This is a genomic window from Brevibacterium sp. 50QC2O2, assembly GCF_024580675.1.
GTDB classification, from domain to species: domain Bacteria; phylum Actinomycetota; class Actinomycetes; order Actinomycetales; family Brevibacteriaceae; genus Brevibacterium; species Brevibacterium moorei.
Genome location: NZ_JANIJZ010000012.1, coordinates 79,159 through 94,996 on the forward strand (window position 1 = coordinate 79,159; position 15,838 = coordinate 94,996).

A 15,838-nucleotide genomic window follows, 5' to 3' on the forward strand; every position below is an offset into this window, starting at 1 on the left:
CCCGCACACCAGACGTGCTGCCGGTCCCGACCGCTGTTACCGGCGTCCCCCGACCCCTGAGACACGGTTGAGAAGGCCCGGCGCATTGAGCGCCGGGCTTTTGCACTCCCAGGACGCCCATATGATCCTGATATAAATGGTAATCGGCTATATAATACTGAGGGTAATCATTCAGCTGTGAATGATTACAGTTGTTATTATGTTCCGTATGACGGACGAGAAGTTGGCGGATTCGGCGAGTCTGCGCCTGGCGGCACTGGGGGAACGACTCACGCGGGCGCTGGGCCGACGCCTCGAATCGGTCGGGCTGACCCCTCGGCAGGCCGCCTATCTGGCGGCGCTGGAGGAGGGGCCACTGTCACAGCGGGACATCGCAGGCGCACTGTCCGTGGCGCCGAGTCTGGTGGTGACCCTGACCGATCAGCTCTCGGCGTCCGGTGCGGTCACCCGCACCAGGGGCGAGGCCGACCGGCGGGTGCAACTGGTTGCACTGACCGACCACGGGCGTGATCGCGCGGCCGCCGCGGCTATCGCAGCGGCCGCCGCGGATGCGGACTTCACGGCCGGGCTGTCCCAATCCGCCAGGCTCGGACTCGATGTCCTGCTGGCGGAACTCGGTTCGCGCTGAGCCGGGATCAGTCCTGGGGTAGATGGACGGAGAAGATCGCGGTGCCAGGCATCAGGGCACCGCGCAGCGGCGACCAGCCGCCCCAGCTGGTCGTATTGTCGGCAGGCCACTCCGGCTCCGTGAGCTTCGTGAGCTGGAAGCCGGCGCCGACGAGCAGGGAGATCCAATCGCCCATCGTGCGGTGGTGCTCGGCGTAGACGGGGTTGCCCTGGGCGTCGAGTTCGACATAGGGAGTTCTGTCGAAGTAGGAGTACTCGACGGTCAGGCCGGCCTCGCCGGGCACATCGGGGAAGATCCAGCGCAGCGGATGGGTCACGGAGAACGTCCAGGTGCCGCCGGGACGCAACACCCTGGCGACCTCCGCCAGAACCTGGTCGGCGTCCTTGACGAAGGGCAACGCACCATACGAGGAGAACGCGATATCGAAGCTGCCGGACGGGAAAGGCAGGTGTCTGGCGTCGGCCTGGAGGAAGGTGGGCGGCGTCGCCGCCTGGCTCAGCGGCTTCTCCCGCTGGAGACGGGACGCCTGTTCGAGCATCCCCGAGGACAGGTCGATACCGGTCGCCACAGCGCCGTTCTCCGCCAGCCACCGCGAGCACTGCCCGGCTCCGCAGCCGACTTCCAGCACCTGTTTGCGGGCCACATCGCCCAGCAGGTGCACATCGGCTTCGCGGACCCCCTCCGGGCACCAGATGAAATCGCTGGCGCCCAGGAAGCTGCCGTGCTCGGCCAGATATGCTTCGGCCGAGCCGTCCCAGTAGGAACGGTTGGCCCGCACCGAGGATTCCGCGTCGATCGCCAGGTATCCCCCGGAGATGGTCTGCTGGTCGGGCTCATGGGGATCGCCGAAGTCGTCGTCGTTCAAAGTTCCTCCGAAGTGCGGGGTGGATATCGGCCGGAAAGGCTGACAGAAGGTTTATAAACTCCGTAGAAGATGCTACAGTTGACAGCTGTATGCCGCATGTGCGTGTATACGCGTCCATATTGTCAACAACAACTTCTCGATTCGGGCCGCGGGATCCGCTCGTGTCCTGGACCGGATGTCAGTCCACTACGGAGTCTCTACCTTCATGACCACCACCACGCCGGACACGGCGAACAACTCGCAGATCGCAGTCAACGACATCGGATCTGCCGAAGACTTGCTCGCGGCCGTCGACGCGACCATCAAGTACTTCAACGATGGCGACATCGTCGAGGGCACGGTCGTCAAAGTCGACCGCGACGAAGTCCTGGTCGACATCGGCTACAAGACCGAAGGCGTCATCCTTTCGCGCGAACTGTCGATCAAGCATGACGTCGACCCTGCCGACGTCGTCGAGGTCGGAGACCCGATCGAAGCCCTCGTCCTGACCAAGGAGGACAAGGACGGACGTCTGATGCTGTCCAAGAAGCGTGCGCAGTACGAGCGCGCCTGGGGCGACATCGAGAAGGTCAAGGAAGAGGACGGCGTCGTCACCGGCACCGTCATCGAGGTCGTCAAGGGCGGCCTCATCGTCGACATCGGCCTGCGCGGCTTCCTGCCCGCCTCGCTGGTCGAGATGCGCCGCGTCCGCGATCTGGCCCCCTACATCGGCCAGCAGGTCGAGGCCAAGATCATCGAACTCGACAAGAACCGCAACAACGTGGTCCTGTCGCGTCGCGCCTGGCTGGAAGAGACCCAGTCCGCGGTCCGCCACGACTTCCTGCAGACCCTGCAGAAGGGCCAGGTCCGTCCCGGCGTCGTCTCCTCGATCGTCAACTTCGGTGCCTTCGTGGACCTGGGTGGCGTCGACGGGCTGGTGCACGTTTCCGAACTGTCCTGGAAGCACATCGACCACCCGTCCGAGGTCGTCTCGGTCGGCGACGAGGTCACCGTCGAGGTCCTGGACGTCGACATGGATCGCGAACGTGTCTCCCTGTCGCTCAAGGCCACCCAAGAAGATCCCTGGCAGCACTTCGCCCGGACGCACGTCATCGGTCAGATCGTGCCCGGCAAGGTCACCAAGCTGGTTCCCTTCGGTGCGTTCGTGCGCGTCGAGGACGGCATCGAGGGCCTGGTCCACATCTCCGAGCTGGCCGTGCGCCACATCGATCTGCCGGAGCAGGTCGTCTCGGTCGACGAAACCATCTACGTCAAGGTCATCGACATCGACCTGGACCGCCGCCGCATCTCGCTGTCGCTCAAGCAGGCCAACGAGGGTGTCGATCCCGAGGCCGAGGAATTCCTCGATCCGGCTCTGTACGGCATGGTTCAGGAATACGACGAAGAGGGCAACTACAAGTACCCCGAGGGCTTCGACCCGGAGACCAACGAATGGCTCGAGGGCTACGAGGCCCAGCGCGAGGAATGGGAGCAGCAGTACGCCGCAGCCCAGGCCCGTTGGGAAGAACACAAGAAGCAGGTCGCCAAGGCCATTGCCGCCGATGCCGAAGCCGCAACCGGTTCGTCCGAGGCAGCTCCGGCCCAGGCGTCCTACGCCTCCGAGTCCACCTCGGACGCGGGCACGCTGGCCAGCGATGAGGCACTCGCTGCTCTGCGCGAGAAGCTCGCGGGCAACTGAGCCGTGTGAGTCAGTCCGACCGGCCCAGCCGGTCTGAGTGACAAGGGCCCCGCCTCCCGGGAAACCGGGAGGCGGGGCCCTTGCGCGTCCCCTCGTCTCCTCCCAGCCCGGTATGAGACGGTTGTTCGGTGTTGACTTCAGGAATCGCCCGCTCCCGTGCACTCATCGCCTGGACCGGTTTCCTTCTTCTGTTACTCGGCTGGGACCTCATCATCTTCGGTCCGCTGCTGGCCCATCCGGGCAGCCGGGTGTTCGCCGACAACGACGACTCCTCCCTCTTCGTCTTCTGGTTCGCCCACGCAGCCGACGTCGCCGCAGGCTGGCTGGGGATGGACCACCTCGAGGCCAATGCGCTGTATACGACCGCGTTGAACTATCCGATCGGGGTCAACGGCGGATGGAACACGACGGTGTTCCTCATCGCCCTGCCGCTGGCCCCTGTGACCTGGCTGTGGGGTCCGCTCGTGGCCTATAATCTGGCAATCGCGGCGGCTCCGGTGCTGTGCGCCCTGGCCGCCGCTGCTCTGGCCGCACAGTTCCTACCCCGGTTCTGGTCATTCACTGCGGGGTTCTTCTATGGTTTCTCCACGTTCGTCATCGCCCAGTCATCCGGGCACCTCAACCTGTCCAGCGCGGTGCTGGCACCCCTGGTCGGACTGGGGCTGATCCGTCTACTCCGTGCCCGGCGGCACCGTGCGGTACTCGGTTGGTCTGTTTTCCTGGGCATCATCATCGGCTGGCAGTTCTACATCTCCACGGAGGTACTCGCCGGAACGTTCCTGGCCTACTGTGCGGTCGTGGCGGTCTGGCTGTGCTGCGACTTCCGGCGCCTGTGGGCGGCCCGCCGGCGGCTGTGCGGTGGATTGGTGCTGGCGGCCGCCATCGCGCTGGCCATCGGCACGCCCCTACTGGCGACGATGTTCGGTCTGCCGGGGGCGCCCCGGGGTGCGATTCGGCCCCATGGGGTCTGGAACGCCGATCTGCTGGATCCCGTGGTACCGGGACGCTACACCCTGCTGGGCGGTGGCGAGACCCGGATTCCCCGGGTGACGGGACTCGACCCCTCCGAGATCGGCGGATATCTGGGCATTCCGTGGCTCATGATCATCGCCTTGGGAACCCTCATCCTGTGGCGCAATCGCGTCTACGGACGACCGGTGAGGATCCTCGCGCTGTCGACTGTCCTGGTGTTCCTGCTGTCGATGGGCTCACCGCTGTTCGCCTGGGGACGAGCCATGGCCCCGGGCCCGTTCGGGCTCGTCGAAGCACTTCCGGTATTGGGCAATGTACTGCCCATGCGGCTGGCCGGTCCCGTCGCCTTGGGTGCTGCATTGCTGCTGGCCATCTCCCTGCGCGGACTCTGGCACCTCGGAGCCCGGTGGTCCCGGCCGTACTGGGCCAGGGGGCTGACCATCGCCGGCCTGGTCGCTGTGCTCGTGACGACCACGAGCGGGCCCGTTCCCGTGCGCACGCCTCTGATCCCAGAGTTCTTCCGCGCGGGTGCGGGCGCTGTGCCGCAGGGCGCCGTGGTCAAGATCCTGCCGCGCCCGGTGGCCGGTGACCAGGCGGGCGTGGCCGAGGCCATGCTCTGGCAGGCCGAGGCCGGCAACCGGTTCCGGCAGACCGGGGGCTATTTCATCGGCGGGGACAGCCAAGCCCCCATCCGCTATATGGCCGATTCCGATGCCCTCGACGGCCTGCTCGACGAGTCGCGCGACCACCGACTGCCGAGTGGCGATTCCGCTGAGATGCGCCGGGCGGTGGCGGAGCTGCGCGCCAGGGGAGTCCAGTACGTTCTGCTGGTCGCGGACTCCCCGTACCGGCCCTGGGACGTGCCGGAACTCGCCGGTGCCATGTCCCAGGCCGTGGGGCGCCAGGCGCGAGCCGACGGCGGGGTGTATATCGTGGACATACGATGACAGCGGTCTACTGGGGCCGGTGGCGAAGACGAAGGAGAACGGCATGCTCAGGATCGGACTGACCGGCGGGATCGGCGCCGGCAAGACCACCGTGGCCCAGCTCTTCCGCGAGCGCGGCGTTCCCGTCGTCGATGCGGATCGAGTGGCCCGCGAGGTGGTCGAGCCGGGGATGCCGGCGCTGGCGGCCCTCGCACACGAGTTCGGCCCGGCGGTACTCGATGCCGATGGTGGGCTGAACCGGGCGGAACTGGCGTCCAGGGCCTTCGCCGATCAAGCACACACCGATGCGCTCAATGCGATCATGCATCCGGCAATCGCCGCACGGAGCCGAGAACTGTTCGCCAGTTATGAGCGAAGCTCGATCGTCGTCCACGATGTCCCCCTGCTGGTCGAGAACGATCTGGCACCCGACTACCAGCTGTCGGTCCTGGTGGATGTACCCGCGGACATCCGCCTGGAGCGGCTGGTCGCCGGGCGTGGCCTGGACCCGGCCGATGCGCAGGCCAGGATCGCACGCCAAGCCGATGATGAGACCCGACGCGCGGTGTGCGACATCCACTTGGACAATGCGGGGGACCTGAGCCGGGTGACGGACTCCTTCGGCAAAATCTTCGACCTGCGCCTGTCGCCGTTCGCGGAGAACCTGCGCTTGGGCCTGGCCGCGGCCCGTGGTCCCGTCGAGCTGCGCCCTCGAAGCTGGCCGGCGGAGACGGCGCGGACTGTTGCGCGGATCCGACGTGCCACCGCACGGCTGGGCCTGTCCGGGATCGAGCCGAGCGGGCCGGGGGCCGTTGCCGACTTGCCCGCGCTGGATCTGATGGAGTTCCACCTGCGTGTGGACCGGCCCGCGGACCCGCGCCTGGAAGTGGCGCTCGAACAGGCCGGGTTCGTGCCTGCACCGGGGGATTGGTCCGATGACTGGGAGGACGGAACACCCGTCGAGGCGCTGCGGCGCTTCGCCTCCGCCGATCCGGGGCGGCCCACTGTGCTCTATGTCGGCGGACCGGGCTCCCGCGCCTTCGACTTCGCGGTGTGGCTGCGCGAGCTACTGCGCAGTGATGCCGCCGAGCGCGCCTCCTTCGCCGGCCAGCTGGCCGAAATCGCCGATGAGCACGCCGGCGCCGACGATTGGGGCGGCTTCGTCGAGGACTGCGCTCCTCTTATCCTGCCCGCCTACCGATCCAGGTTCCGCGCCGAGCGGTCCCGGCCTTCCGAGGACTAGGCCAGATCGGCGCTGAGCCGCAGCGGCACCCGGTGCAGCACACGGGCGATGGGACATGCCCGTTTGGTCCGTTCGGCGCAATTGAGCAGCTCGGCCCGCACCAGCCCCTCGGCTCGCACGATCACGGTCAGGTCGATTCCCGTGACCCCCTTGTCCTGATCGAACTCGACTTCGGCGCCGGCTGTGACGACCTCGGGTGAGATTCCCTGAGTCGCCAGCGCATTGGCCAAGGTCATGGCGTAGCTGCCCGCCAGGGCAGAGGCCAGCAACTCCTCGGGAGTGGTCGTACCACTGGCAGGGTCCTCCTCGGCGATCCTGGCCTCCCATGACAGCGGCAGCGTGACCGTCCGGGAGCCGGTCAGGTCGACGCTGCCGGTGCCGGTCCCCAGGGTGCCGCGCCATGTGCCGGTGGCGCTCGAAGTATGCGTCATGCTTGTTCATCCTCCATCTCACAGATCGTCATGATGTACTCAAGCTTTTCACAAACCCGCATTCGCTGGAGACGTGTTACCCACGTTACATAGCGTTATGATTCTGTAATCACAAATCAGGCCTACCTGTGACTCATGTCTCATGCCATGCGCTACTCTGGCAACATCCTGAGATTCTGGATGTTTGGAATGTGATGCTCCTCGCATTACACGATGAAAGATATGGGTTCCTGATGAAGAGAAACTCCCTCGCGATCACGCTCGCGGCCTCCGTGAGCGCTCTGGGCCTGGCCCTGACCGGTTGCGCCAACCAATCCAGTGGCGCCTCCTCCGATGAAACCGGCGAAGCAGGCGGACTCCCCGTCGTCGACACGATCGACGTCCCCGAAAACGTCGTCAAGGCAGCCGGGAAGGGCGATGCCAAGTGCGACTCCGACACCACCATCGCCTACGTCGGCGCACAAACCGGCGACAATGCCCAGCTGGGCCTGAACATCTCCAATGGCGTCCAGCAGGCGATCAACGAACACAATGAAGCGAACAAGGACTGCCAGGTCAAGCTCGTCAAGCTCGACACGGAGGGCGATCCCTCAAAGGCCACCGGACCCACTTCCCAAGTCGTGAAGAACTCCAAGGTTCTGGGCGTCGTCGGGCTGCCGTTCTCCGGCGAGTCGAAGTCGACCGGCAAGGTCTTCGAAGACGCGGGCCTGGTCCACATCACCCCTGCGGCCACCGGTCCCGACCTCACGGCTAACGGTTGGAAGACCTTCTTCCGCGGCTTGGGCAACGACACAGTCCAGGGTCCGGCCCTGGCGCAGCTGGCGGAGAAGATCGGCAAGTCCAAGGTCTGCCTGATCCAGGACGATTCCGAATACGGCATGGGCCTGGCCAAGCAGACCAAAGAGGCTCTGGGGGACAAGGTCGTGTGCGAGGACAAGGTGCTGACCAAACAGCGCGACTTCGCCCCGACCGTGACCAAGGTGATGTCGGCCAAGGCCGACGCCGTCATCTACTCCGGCTACTACGCCGAGGGCGCGCCCTTCGACAGCGCGCTGGTCGACAAGGGCTATGAGGGCGTCTTCATCGGCCCAGACGGCGTGAAGGACGACACCTTCGTCAAGCAGGCCGGCGATGCCGCGAAGAACGCCTACTTCACCTGCGCCTGCGTGCCGGGCGATCTGATCCCCGAATTCTCCAAGGGCTACGAGAAGGTCTCCAACGGCAAGGCACCGGGCACCTACTCGGTCGAGGGCTACGACACCGCGACCGTGCTGCTCTCGGGCATCGACGCGGGCAAGACCGACCGCAAGGGTCTGCTGGACTACGTCACCTCCTATGACGGCGTCGGCTACGGCAAGACCTACAAGTGGGACGACAAGGGTGAGCTGACCGATAAGGCGGTCTACGGCTACAAGACCACCGAGGGCACCATCAAGTCCGTCGGCAAGATCGACTGATCCACCTTCCACTACGACGACCTGTAGCGGAAACCGCACCCCGGGCGACGCCCAGGGTGCGGTTTCCGGTTCGGGTCCCCACGAACCGAAAGCGATCCTTATGGATTCTTGGCTGACATTCGACTTCGGGGTCTTCACCGACCCCGGCCTGTTCCTGTCGACGATTTTCGATGGACTGACCCTGGGCTCCATCTACGCGCTCGTAGCCCTGGGCTACACCCTGGTCTACGGAGTGCTCAACCTCATCAACTTCGCGCATTCGGAGGTCTTCATCTCCGGTGCCTTCGCAGTCTCCTTCTTCCTCACGGCCCTGGGCTTCGGCGCATCCGCCCCGAATCTGCCATTGGGCCTCCTGGTCCTCGACCTTGTGCTGGCCGGGCTGGTCGCCATGGCGGTATCGGCACTGGTGGCCCTGGCGATCGAACGCATCGCCTACAAACCGCTGCGCGATAAGGGCGCACCCCGGCTGGTCTTCCTGATCACCGCGATTGGCATGTCCTTCGTGATCCAGTACCTGTTCTTCCTGTGGCGCGGACCCAGCCCGGAGCCGAAGACCAAGATGTTCGTCCCCAAACCGATCTTCGACATCTTCGGCGGCATCATCGATTCGCTGCAGCTGACCATCGTCATCGCCGCGGTGCTGATGATGATCTGCGTCGATCAGATCGTCGGCCGGACCAAGCTGGGGCGCGGTATCCGCGCGGTGGCCGAAGACCCCGACACCGCCACCCTGATGGGCGTGAACAAGGAGCGCATCATCATGGCGACCTTCGTCATCGGCGGTGCTCTGGCCGGCGCGGCAGCCCTGTTCATGATGATGAAGACCCCGGACGGCGCTAAATACGACGGTGGTTTCATCCTCGGCATCAAGGCCTTCACCGCAGCGGTACTTGGCGGCATCGGCAATATCCGCGGCGCCCTCCTGGGCGGTCTGCTCATCGGCGTGATCGGAAACTTCGGCGCGGCCTTCCTGGGCAACGCGCAGTGGACCGACGTCATCATCTTCGCCGTGCTCATCCTCGTCCTGATGATTCGCCCCACCGGCATCCTGGGCTCCAACCTCGGAAAGAAGCGTGCCTGATGAGTATGCACAACCCGAACGAATCGTCCAAGGCCCTGCAGAAGGCCGCGGCCAAAAGCCTCAAGCACGAGCGCAAGGACCTCAAACCGGGCGGCCTGCGCACCTGGTGGTCGGACCGCAGCCGGTTCCAACAGTGGATGGTCCTCCTGGTGCCCGTGGTCCTGGCCTTCCTCCTGCCGGTGATCAACCCGCCGTTCATCACCACGGAGCCGGGCAACGACTTCGCCATCACCTGCTTCAACATGGCCGTCTACGCCCTCGTCGCACTCGGACTCAATGTGGTCGTCGGCATGGCCGGACTGCTGGACATGGGCTACATCGGCTTCTTCGCCGTCGGCTCCTACGTCGCGGCCCTGTGGACCTCGAGCGATTCCACGATGATCCACATCCCCTACCTGTGGACGTTGCCCCTGGCGATGGTCGTGACCATGGTCTTCGGCATCGCGTTGGGCATTCCGACCCTGCGGCTGCGCGGGGACTACCTGGCGATCGTGACCCTGGGCTTCGGCGAGATCATCCGCATCCTGGCAACCATCCTGCCGCCGCTGAAGGGCCAGTCGGGCTTCCAGAACATCGGCGCGCCCCCCGGGTCGATCGACGGTCAGCCGATCTTCTTCACCACCAACGGTCTGCCCTGGTACTGGCTGACCCTGGTCATCATCATCATCGTGACGATTTTGCTGGGCAATTTGGAGCGCTCCCGCGTGGGCCGGGCCTGGATCGCGATCCGCGAGGACGAGGACGCCGCCGAGACCATGGGCGTGCCGACCTTCAAGTTCAAGCTCGCCGCGTTCGCCACCGGAGCCGCCCTGGGCGGTCTGTCAGGGGCGCTGATGGCCGGCCAGGTGGGCTTCGTGAACAATCAGAAATTCGATGTGCAGACTTCTGTGCTCTTCTTGGCCGCTGTCGTCCTCGGTGGCCAGGGCTCGAAGCTCGGCGCTATCGTCGGCGGCGCTATCGTCGCCTACGTGCCGATGCGCTTCACCGAGATCGCGAACTACAAATTCCTCATCTTCGGCATCGTGCTCGTCGTCCTCATGCTGTTCCGCCCCCAGGGGCTGATCTCGATTCGGGCCAAACTGTTGACCTTCGGCTCCCGAATCCGCAGATTCGTGCGCAAGGACCAGGACGGCAGTCCATCACGGGCCGGGAGAAGATCCAGTATCGAACCAGGGGCGGAGGAGGCCTGAGATGAGCGAGACCACAACACCCGAGTTCGAGATCGATACGGACGCCGAGGTCGCCAGCGAGCGCTCGATTGCGGTTGCCGAGGGCGAAACCCTGGTCGAGGTCAAGGGCCTGACCGTGAAGTTCGGCGGTCTGACGGCACTCGACAACGTCACCTTCGACATCAAGCGCGGTGAGATCCTGGGCCTCATCGGCCCCAACGGCGCGGGCAAGACCACCTGCTTCAATGCCATGACCGGGGTCTACAAGCCATCCTCCGGCGACGTCCGCCTGGAGGGCAAGAGCCTACTGGGGAAGAAGAAGTACCAGATCACCCGCGCCGGCTTCGCCCGCACCTTTCAGAACATCCGACTGTTCTCCGAGATGTCGGCGCTGGAGAACGTCGCCGTCGGGTTGGACGCACGCCATAAGACCGGCATGTTCTCCGCCATGTTCCGGCTGCCGGGGCACTATCGGGAGGAGCGCCAGATCATCGACCGGGGCATGGAGCTGCTGGAGTTCGTCGGCATCGCCGACCGTGCCCTGCACCCGGCCAAGGACCTGCCCTACGGGTACCAGCGCCGCCTGGAGATCGCCCGCGCCCTGGCCACGGACCCGAAAATCCTGTGCCTGGACGAACCCGCCGCCGGCTTCAACCCCAAGGAGAAGGAAGAGCTCATGGAGCTCATCCGCACCATCCGCGACGAGGGCTATACCGTGCTGCTGATCGAACACGATATGAAACTCGTCATGGGCGTGACCGATCGAATCGTCGTCCTGGAATTCGGCAAGAAGATCGCGGACGATGTACCCAAGGCCATTCAAGAGGACCCCGCGGTCATTGCCGCATACCTGGGACAGGAGGCAGATGACGATGCCAGTGCTTGAGATCAACGACCTCGAAGTCAAATACGGCCGCATCAGGGCCATCGAAAAGCTCGACCTGCAGGTGGACAGGGGAGAGGTCGTCACCCTGATCGGCGCCAATGGCGCCGGCAAGACGACGACGATGCGCACCGTCGCGGGCCTGCTCAACCCCTCCCGCGGCTCGATCGTGTTCAACGGCCAGGACATCACGAAGATCAAGGGCCATAAGCGGGTCGGCATGGGAATCTCCCTGGTGCCGGAGGGCCGCGGGATCTTCCCCGGAATGACCGTGGTGGAGAACCTCGAGATGGGCACCTACTCACGCTCGGGCAAACGTGCGGCGAATGCCTACGACCGGGTCTTCGATCTGTTCCCCCGGCTCAAGGAGCGCAGGACCCAGCTGGGCGGCACCATGTCCGGTGGCGAACAGCAGATGCTGGCGATCGCCAGGGCACTCATGGCAGAACCGGAAGTACTGCTGCTCGACGAGCCCTCCATGGGCCTGGCACCGCAGTTCATCCGACAGATCTTCAAGATCATCAAGGAGATCAACGCGCAGGGCACCACGGTGCTGTTGGTCGAACAGAACGCCAACCAGGCGCTCGCGATCGCCGATCACGCCCTGGTCCTGGAGACCGGCGCGATCACGCGCACGGGCACCGGTGGCGAACTACTGGCCGATGACAGCATCAAAGAGGCCTACCTGGGCATCGGATAGGACACGGGGCCGGGGAGAACCACTCCGTGGTAGAAAACATATTCGAATAACCGGCGCGGGCGTTATCCTGGTGGCATGGCCGAAGAAACCACCGGGACAACGCCCGCGCACCCCGTTGACACGAGTGAACGCACAGCCGTCGATCAGCCGCGTCCACAGGTGGGCCACCGTCCCCACGTCACCCGCTCGGTGGCGCCCTTCGAAGTCATCAGCGAATACCAGCCCGCCGGCGACCAACCCACCGCGATCAGGGAGATCAGCTCGCGCCTGGAGAGCGGCGAGAAGGACATCGTGCTCCTGGGTGCTACCGGCACCGGCAAATCGGCGACCACCGCCTGGCTGATCGAACAAGTCCAGCGCCCCACCCTGGTAATGGCCCCGAACAAGACCCTGGCAGCCCAGCTGGCCAACGAGTTCAAACAACTCCTGCCCAACAATGCGGTCGAATACTTCGTGTCCTACTACGACTACTACCAGCCCGAGGCCTACGTCCCCCAGACGGACACCTTCATCGAGAAGGACTCCTCGATCAACGACGAGGTCGAACGACTGCGCCACTCCGCCACCAACGCCCTGTTGACCCGCCGGGACACCGTCGTCGTCTCCACCGTCTCCTGCATCTACGGCCTGGGCACCCCGGAGGAATACGTCGACCGGATGGTCTCCCTGGAAGTCGGGCAGGAAGTCGACCGCGACGACCTGCTCAAACGCTTCGTCGGTATGCAGTACACCCGCAACGACATGGCCTTCACCCGCGGCACCTTCCGCGTCCGCGGAGACACCGTGGAGATCATCCCGCAATACGAGGAGCTGGCCCTGCGCATCGAATTCTTCGGCGACGAGATCGAAGCGCTCTACACCCTCCACCCCCTGACAGGGGAAATCGTGCGCACCGAGGAGATCATCCACATCTTCCCCGCCAGCCACTACGTCGCTGGCGAACAGCGGATGGCCAGGGCCATCGGCGATATCGAGGACGAACTCCAGACACGCCTGGCCGAACTGGAGAAACAGGGCAAGATGCTCGAAGCCCAACGCCTGAAGATGCGCACCACCTACGACCTGGAGATGATGGCCTCCATGGGTTTCACCTCGGGTATCGAGAACTACTCCAGACACATCGACGGCCGTGCCGCCGGCACCGCCCCGAACTGCCTGCTCGACTACTTCCCCGAGGACTTCCTCCTGGTCATCGACGAATCCCACGTCACCGTCCCACAGATCGGCGGCATGTACGAAGGGGATATGTCGCGCAAACGCACCCTGGTCGAACACGGCTTCCGCCTGCCCAGCGCCATGGACAACCGACCGCTGAAATTCGACGAGTTCCTCGAACGCGTCGGCCAGACCGTCTACCTCTCCGCCACCCCAGGGGACTTCGAAACCGAACGCGCTCGCGGTACCGTCGAACAGATCATCCGCCCGACCGGACTGCTCGACCCCAAGATCACGGTCAAGCCCACCCGCGGCCAGATCGACGACCTGATCGGAGAGATCAACACCCGGGTCGAACGCAATGAACGCGTACTGGTGACGACCCTGACGAAGAAGATGGCCGAGGACCTCACCGACTACTTCCTGGAAAACGGCATCCGCGTGCAGTACCTCCATTCGGACGTCGACACCCTGCGCCGCGTCGAACTGCTCAGCGAACTGCGCGCAGGGGAATTCGACGTCCTCATCGGCATCAACCTGCTGCGCGAGGGCCTGGACCTGCCCGAGGTGTCCCTCGTGGCGATCCTCGACGCGGACAAGGAGGGCTTCCTGCGCTCCGAACGTTCGCTGATTCAGACGATCGGGCGCGCGGCCCGCAACGTCAACGGCGAGGTCCACATGTACGCCGACCGGATCACCCCGTCGATGCGCACGGCGATCGACGAGACGGAGCGCCGGCGGGCGGTGCAGAACCAGTACAACATCGACCACGGCGTCGACCCACAGCCCCTGGTGAAGAAGATCGCCGATATCACCGAACGCCTGCAGCGCGAGGACGAGGACACCCGCGAACTGCTCACCGAATTCGACTACGGCAAGGGCAAGCGCGGGTACAACTCGACGCTCAGCGATGAGCAGCGGGCCAAGGCCGGGCGGGCGGCCGGGGGAACTCCGACGGGGGACCTGGGCGAGCTCATCGCCTCTCTGACCGAGCAGATGCACAATGCGGCGGCCGAACTGCAGTTCGAATTGGCCGCGCGGCTGCGCGATGAGCTGGCGGATCTGAAGAAGGAGCTGCGGCAGATGCAGCGCGAGGGCATCTGAGAACCTCAAGGTGGTCTGCGCGCGTGTAGAATATACGGGCAAGGAAGGGGAGTATCCCGCAACAGCGGTCTCGTCATCACGACCTCCGGTTGATACCGGGGTCCGGGGCCGCGGGCGCATCCAGTATGCGCGGGAGAGACTTTCATGTTCGCGGCCGTGACGCACACGCTATACACGGCGCAGAAACCTCCGAAAGGCCCCAATGCACACCCAGCTACCCCTGTGGTTCGAGACGGGATCCCTCGTGGTCCTCGTCCTCATCCTCGTGGTCGACCTGCTCATCATCCTCAAACGCCCCCACGTGCCCAGCATGAAGGAGGCCGGCCTGTGGGTCGGCTTCTACGTGGTGCTGGCGCTGGTCTTCGCCGGACTGTTGTTCGCCCTGGGCGACTCCACCCACGGCGGTGAATTCCTGGCCGGCTGGCTGACCGAGTACTCGCTGAGCATCGACAACCTGTTCGTCTTCGTGCTGCTCATGTCGAAGTTCTCCGTGCCGAAGAAGTACCAGCAAGAGGTGCTCATGGTCGGCATCATCGTCGCGCTGATCTGCCGCGGTGCCTTCATCCTGCTGGGCTCTGCGATCATCGAGGCCTTCGTCGGAGTGTTCTACCTGTTCGGCCTGTTCCTGCTCTACACGGCCTTCAAACAGGCCTTCGGGAAGGAAGATGATGAGAACGCCGATGACAACGGCATCGTGCGCTTCATGAAGAAGCGCTTCCGCCTGACCGACGAATACGATGCCAACAAGCTGCGCACCACCATCGACGGGCAGAAGTACTTCACCCCGATGCTGCTGGTATTCATCGCGATCGGCACGACCGACGTCATGTTCGCCCTCGACTCGATCCCCGCGATCTTCGGTATCACGAAGAGCCCGTACCTGGTCTTCTGCACCAACCTGTTCGCCCTGATGGGCCTGCGCCAGTTGTACTTCCTGCTCGGCGGCCTGCTCGACGCGCTCGAATACCTCAAATACGGGATCGCCGCGATCCTCGCGTTCATCGGCGTCAAACTCATCCTCCACGCCGGACACGAAACCTGGTTCCCCTGGATGCCGGATATCAACACCTGGGTGTCCCTGGGCTTCATCGTCGCGGCCCTGGGAATCGCGACGATCATCAGCCTCATCAAGATGAAGCGCACGCACACCACCGTGGTGTTCGGGTCGATCGACAAGTAAACCCCGCGCGACGCACTGGGGCCGCCCTCGAAGATCCGAGGGCGGCCCCAATGCACTCTCCGTCCGACTCAGGCGGGGTTGGCGAACCCGCCGAACACCGGCTCCCACTGGCGGATCGTGGTCGTGGCGATCACGCCCAGGCTGGCGTACGGATCCTGCGTGAGCAGATCCTCCACGGCAGCGCGGTCCTTGGCCTCCATGACGAACAGTCCGCCGGGGACACCATCATCGGCCAGGGGACCGGAGGCCAGGATGACACCGGCCTCGTTGAGTCGACCCTGCCAGGCCCGATGAGCCGGACGGTTCGCCATCCGCTTCTCGGTATCCGGTCCGTATTCATAGGTCACGGCGAAAACTGCCACGGCC

Annotated in this window: 14 protein-coding genes; 11 read left to right on the forward strand and 3 right to left on the reverse strand. The window is 64.7% G+C overall.

Going from position 1 to position 15,838, the window contains the following annotated elements:
* Positions 1-208: 208 nt before the first annotated feature.
* Complete coding sequence (locus NQ038_RS10885) at positions 209-628, forward strand: MarR family winged helix-turn-helix transcriptional regulator (protein WP_257046406.1); 420 nt, start codon at positions 209-211, stop codon at positions 626-628.
* Positions 629-635: 7 nt separating this feature from the next.
* On the opposite strand, the gene NQ038_RS10890 is transcribed toward NQ038_RS10885, so the two are convergent.
* The gene (locus NQ038_RS10890) at positions 636-1,493 is read right to left on the reverse strand and encodes a class I SAM-dependent methyltransferase (protein WP_257046405.1); all 858 of its coding nucleotides are present in this window, start codon (positions 1,491-1,493) and stop codon (positions 636-638) included.
* Between the two features lie 205 nt (positions 1,494-1,698).
* Here NQ038_RS10890 and rpsA point away from each other — a divergent pair, with 205 nt between their 5' ends.
* The 3 genes from rpsA (at position 1,699) to coaE (ending at position 6,312) form a co-directional block, all read left to right on the forward strand.
* The gene (gene rpsA, locus NQ038_RS10895) at positions 1,699-3,171 is read left to right on the forward strand and encodes a 30S ribosomal protein S1 (protein WP_257046404.1); all 1,473 of its coding nucleotides are present in this window, start codon (positions 1,699-1,701) and stop codon (positions 3,169-3,171) included.
* Positions 3,172-3,299: 128 nt separating this feature from the next.
* Positions 3,300-5,090, forward strand: a complete 1,791-nt coding sequence (locus NQ038_RS10900) for a hypothetical protein (RefSeq protein ID WP_257062571.1) — start codon at positions 3,300-3,302, stop codon at positions 5,088-5,090.
* Between the two features lie 19 nt (positions 5,091-5,109).
* Positions 5,110-6,312 carry a dephospho-CoA kinase gene (gene coaE, locus NQ038_RS10905; protein WP_257062572.1) on the forward strand — a complete coding sequence of 401 codons (1,203 nt, stop codon included), beginning with the start codon at positions 5,110-5,112 and terminating at the stop codon, positions 6,310-6,312.
* Here the strand turns inward: coaE and NQ038_RS10910 are convergent.
* A complete protein-coding gene (locus NQ038_RS10910) occupies positions 6,309-6,743 on the reverse strand; it encodes an OsmC family protein (protein WP_257062573.1) in 435 nt (144 codons plus the stop codon). The two genes, coaE and NQ038_RS10910, sit on opposite strands and share 4 nt — an antisense overlap.
* 233 nt (positions 6,744-6,976) lie before the next feature.
* Between NQ038_RS10910 and NQ038_RS10915 the strand changes: the two genes are divergently transcribed.
* The 7 genes from NQ038_RS10915 (at position 6,977) to NQ038_RS10945 (ending at position 15,472) form a co-directional block, all read left to right on the forward strand.
* The gene (locus tag NQ038_RS10915) at positions 6,977-8,200 is read left to right on the forward strand and encodes a branched-chain amino acid ABC transporter substrate-binding protein (protein WP_257062575.1); all 1,224 of its coding nucleotides are present in this window, start codon (positions 6,977-6,979) and stop codon (positions 8,198-8,200) included.
* A gap of 100 nt (positions 8,201-8,300) precedes the next feature.
* Complete coding sequence (locus tag NQ038_RS10920; protein ID WP_257046399.1) at positions 8,301-9,281, forward strand: branched-chain amino acid ABC transporter permease; 981 nt, start codon at positions 8,301-8,303, stop codon at positions 9,279-9,281.
* Entirely contained in the window at positions 9,281-10,471 is a 1,191-nt protein-coding gene (locus tag NQ038_RS10925) for a branched-chain amino acid ABC transporter permease (protein ID WP_257046398.1), read from the forward strand. The genes NQ038_RS10920 and NQ038_RS10925 overlap by 1 nt, the downstream gene beginning before the upstream one ends.
* A gap of 1 nt (position 10,472) precedes the next feature.
* Positions 10,473-11,336, forward strand: coding sequence for an ABC transporter ATP-binding protein (locus NQ038_RS10930; protein WP_257046397.1), 864 nt, complete (start codon positions 10,473-10,475; stop codon positions 11,334-11,336).
* Entirely contained in the window at positions 11,329-12,033 is a 705-nt protein-coding gene (locus tag NQ038_RS10935; protein WP_373456815.1) for an ABC transporter ATP-binding protein, read from the forward strand. The genes NQ038_RS10930 and NQ038_RS10935 overlap by 8 nt, the downstream gene beginning before the upstream one ends.
* Before the next feature lie 75 nt (positions 12,034-12,108).
* The gene (gene uvrB / locus NQ038_RS10940) at positions 12,109-14,292 is read left to right on the forward strand and encodes an excinuclease ABC subunit UvrB (protein WP_257046396.1); all 2,184 of its coding nucleotides are present in this window, start codon (positions 12,109-12,111) and stop codon (positions 14,290-14,292) included.
* A 202-nt stretch (positions 14,293-14,494) separates the two neighbouring features.
* On the forward strand, positions 14,495-15,472 hold the full coding sequence (locus NQ038_RS10945) for a TerC family protein (protein WP_257056860.1): 978 nt from the start codon (positions 14,495-14,497) through the stop codon (positions 15,470-15,472).
* 68 nt (positions 15,473-15,540) lie between these two features.
* Here the strand turns inward: NQ038_RS10945 and NQ038_RS10950 are convergent, their stop codons facing one another.
* Entirely contained in the window at positions 15,541-15,834 is a 294-nt protein-coding gene (locus NQ038_RS10950; RefSeq protein ID WP_257046394.1) for a YciI family protein, read from the reverse strand.
* Positions 15,835-15,838 lie beyond the last annotated feature (4 nt).

What these genes read in the sequence shown, in the direction of transcription:
- NQ038_RS10930 (WP_257046397.1), top strand. Translation starts at nt 10,473, where the DNA reads ATGAGCGAGACCACAACACCCGAGTTCGAGATCGATACGGACGCCGAG.
- NQ038_RS10915 (WP_257062575.1), top strand. Translation starts at nt 6,977, where the DNA reads ATGAAGAGAAACTCCCTCGCGATCACGCTCGCGGCCTCCGTGAGCGCT.
- NQ038_RS10920 (WP_257046399.1), top strand. Translation starts at nt 8,301, where the DNA reads ATGGATTCTTGGCTGACATTCGACTTCGGGGTCTTCACCGACCCCGGC.
- rpsA (WP_257046404.1), top strand. Translation starts at nt 1,699, where the DNA reads ATGACCACCACCACGCCGGACACGGCGAACAACTCGCAGATCGCAGTC.
- uvrB (WP_257046396.1), top strand. Translation starts at nt 12,109, where the DNA reads ATGGCCGAAGAAACCACCGGGACAACGCCCGCGCACCCCGTTGACACG.
- NQ038_RS10945 (WP_257056860.1), top strand. Translation starts at nt 14,495, where the DNA reads ATGCACACCCAGCTACCCCTGTGGTTCGAGACGGGATCCCTCGTGGTC.
- NQ038_RS10885 (WP_257046406.1), top strand. Translation starts at nt 209, where the DNA reads ATGACGGACGAGAAGTTGGCGGATTCGGCGAGTCTGCGCCTGGCGGCA.
- NQ038_RS10910 (WP_257062573.1), bottom strand. Translation starts at nt 6,743, where the DNA reads ATGACGCATACTTCGAGCGCCACCGGCACATGGCGCGGCACCCTGGGG.
- NQ038_RS10925 (WP_257046398.1), top strand. Translation starts at nt 9,281, where the DNA reads ATGAGTATGCACAACCCGAACGAATCGTCCAAGGCCCTGCAGAAGGCC.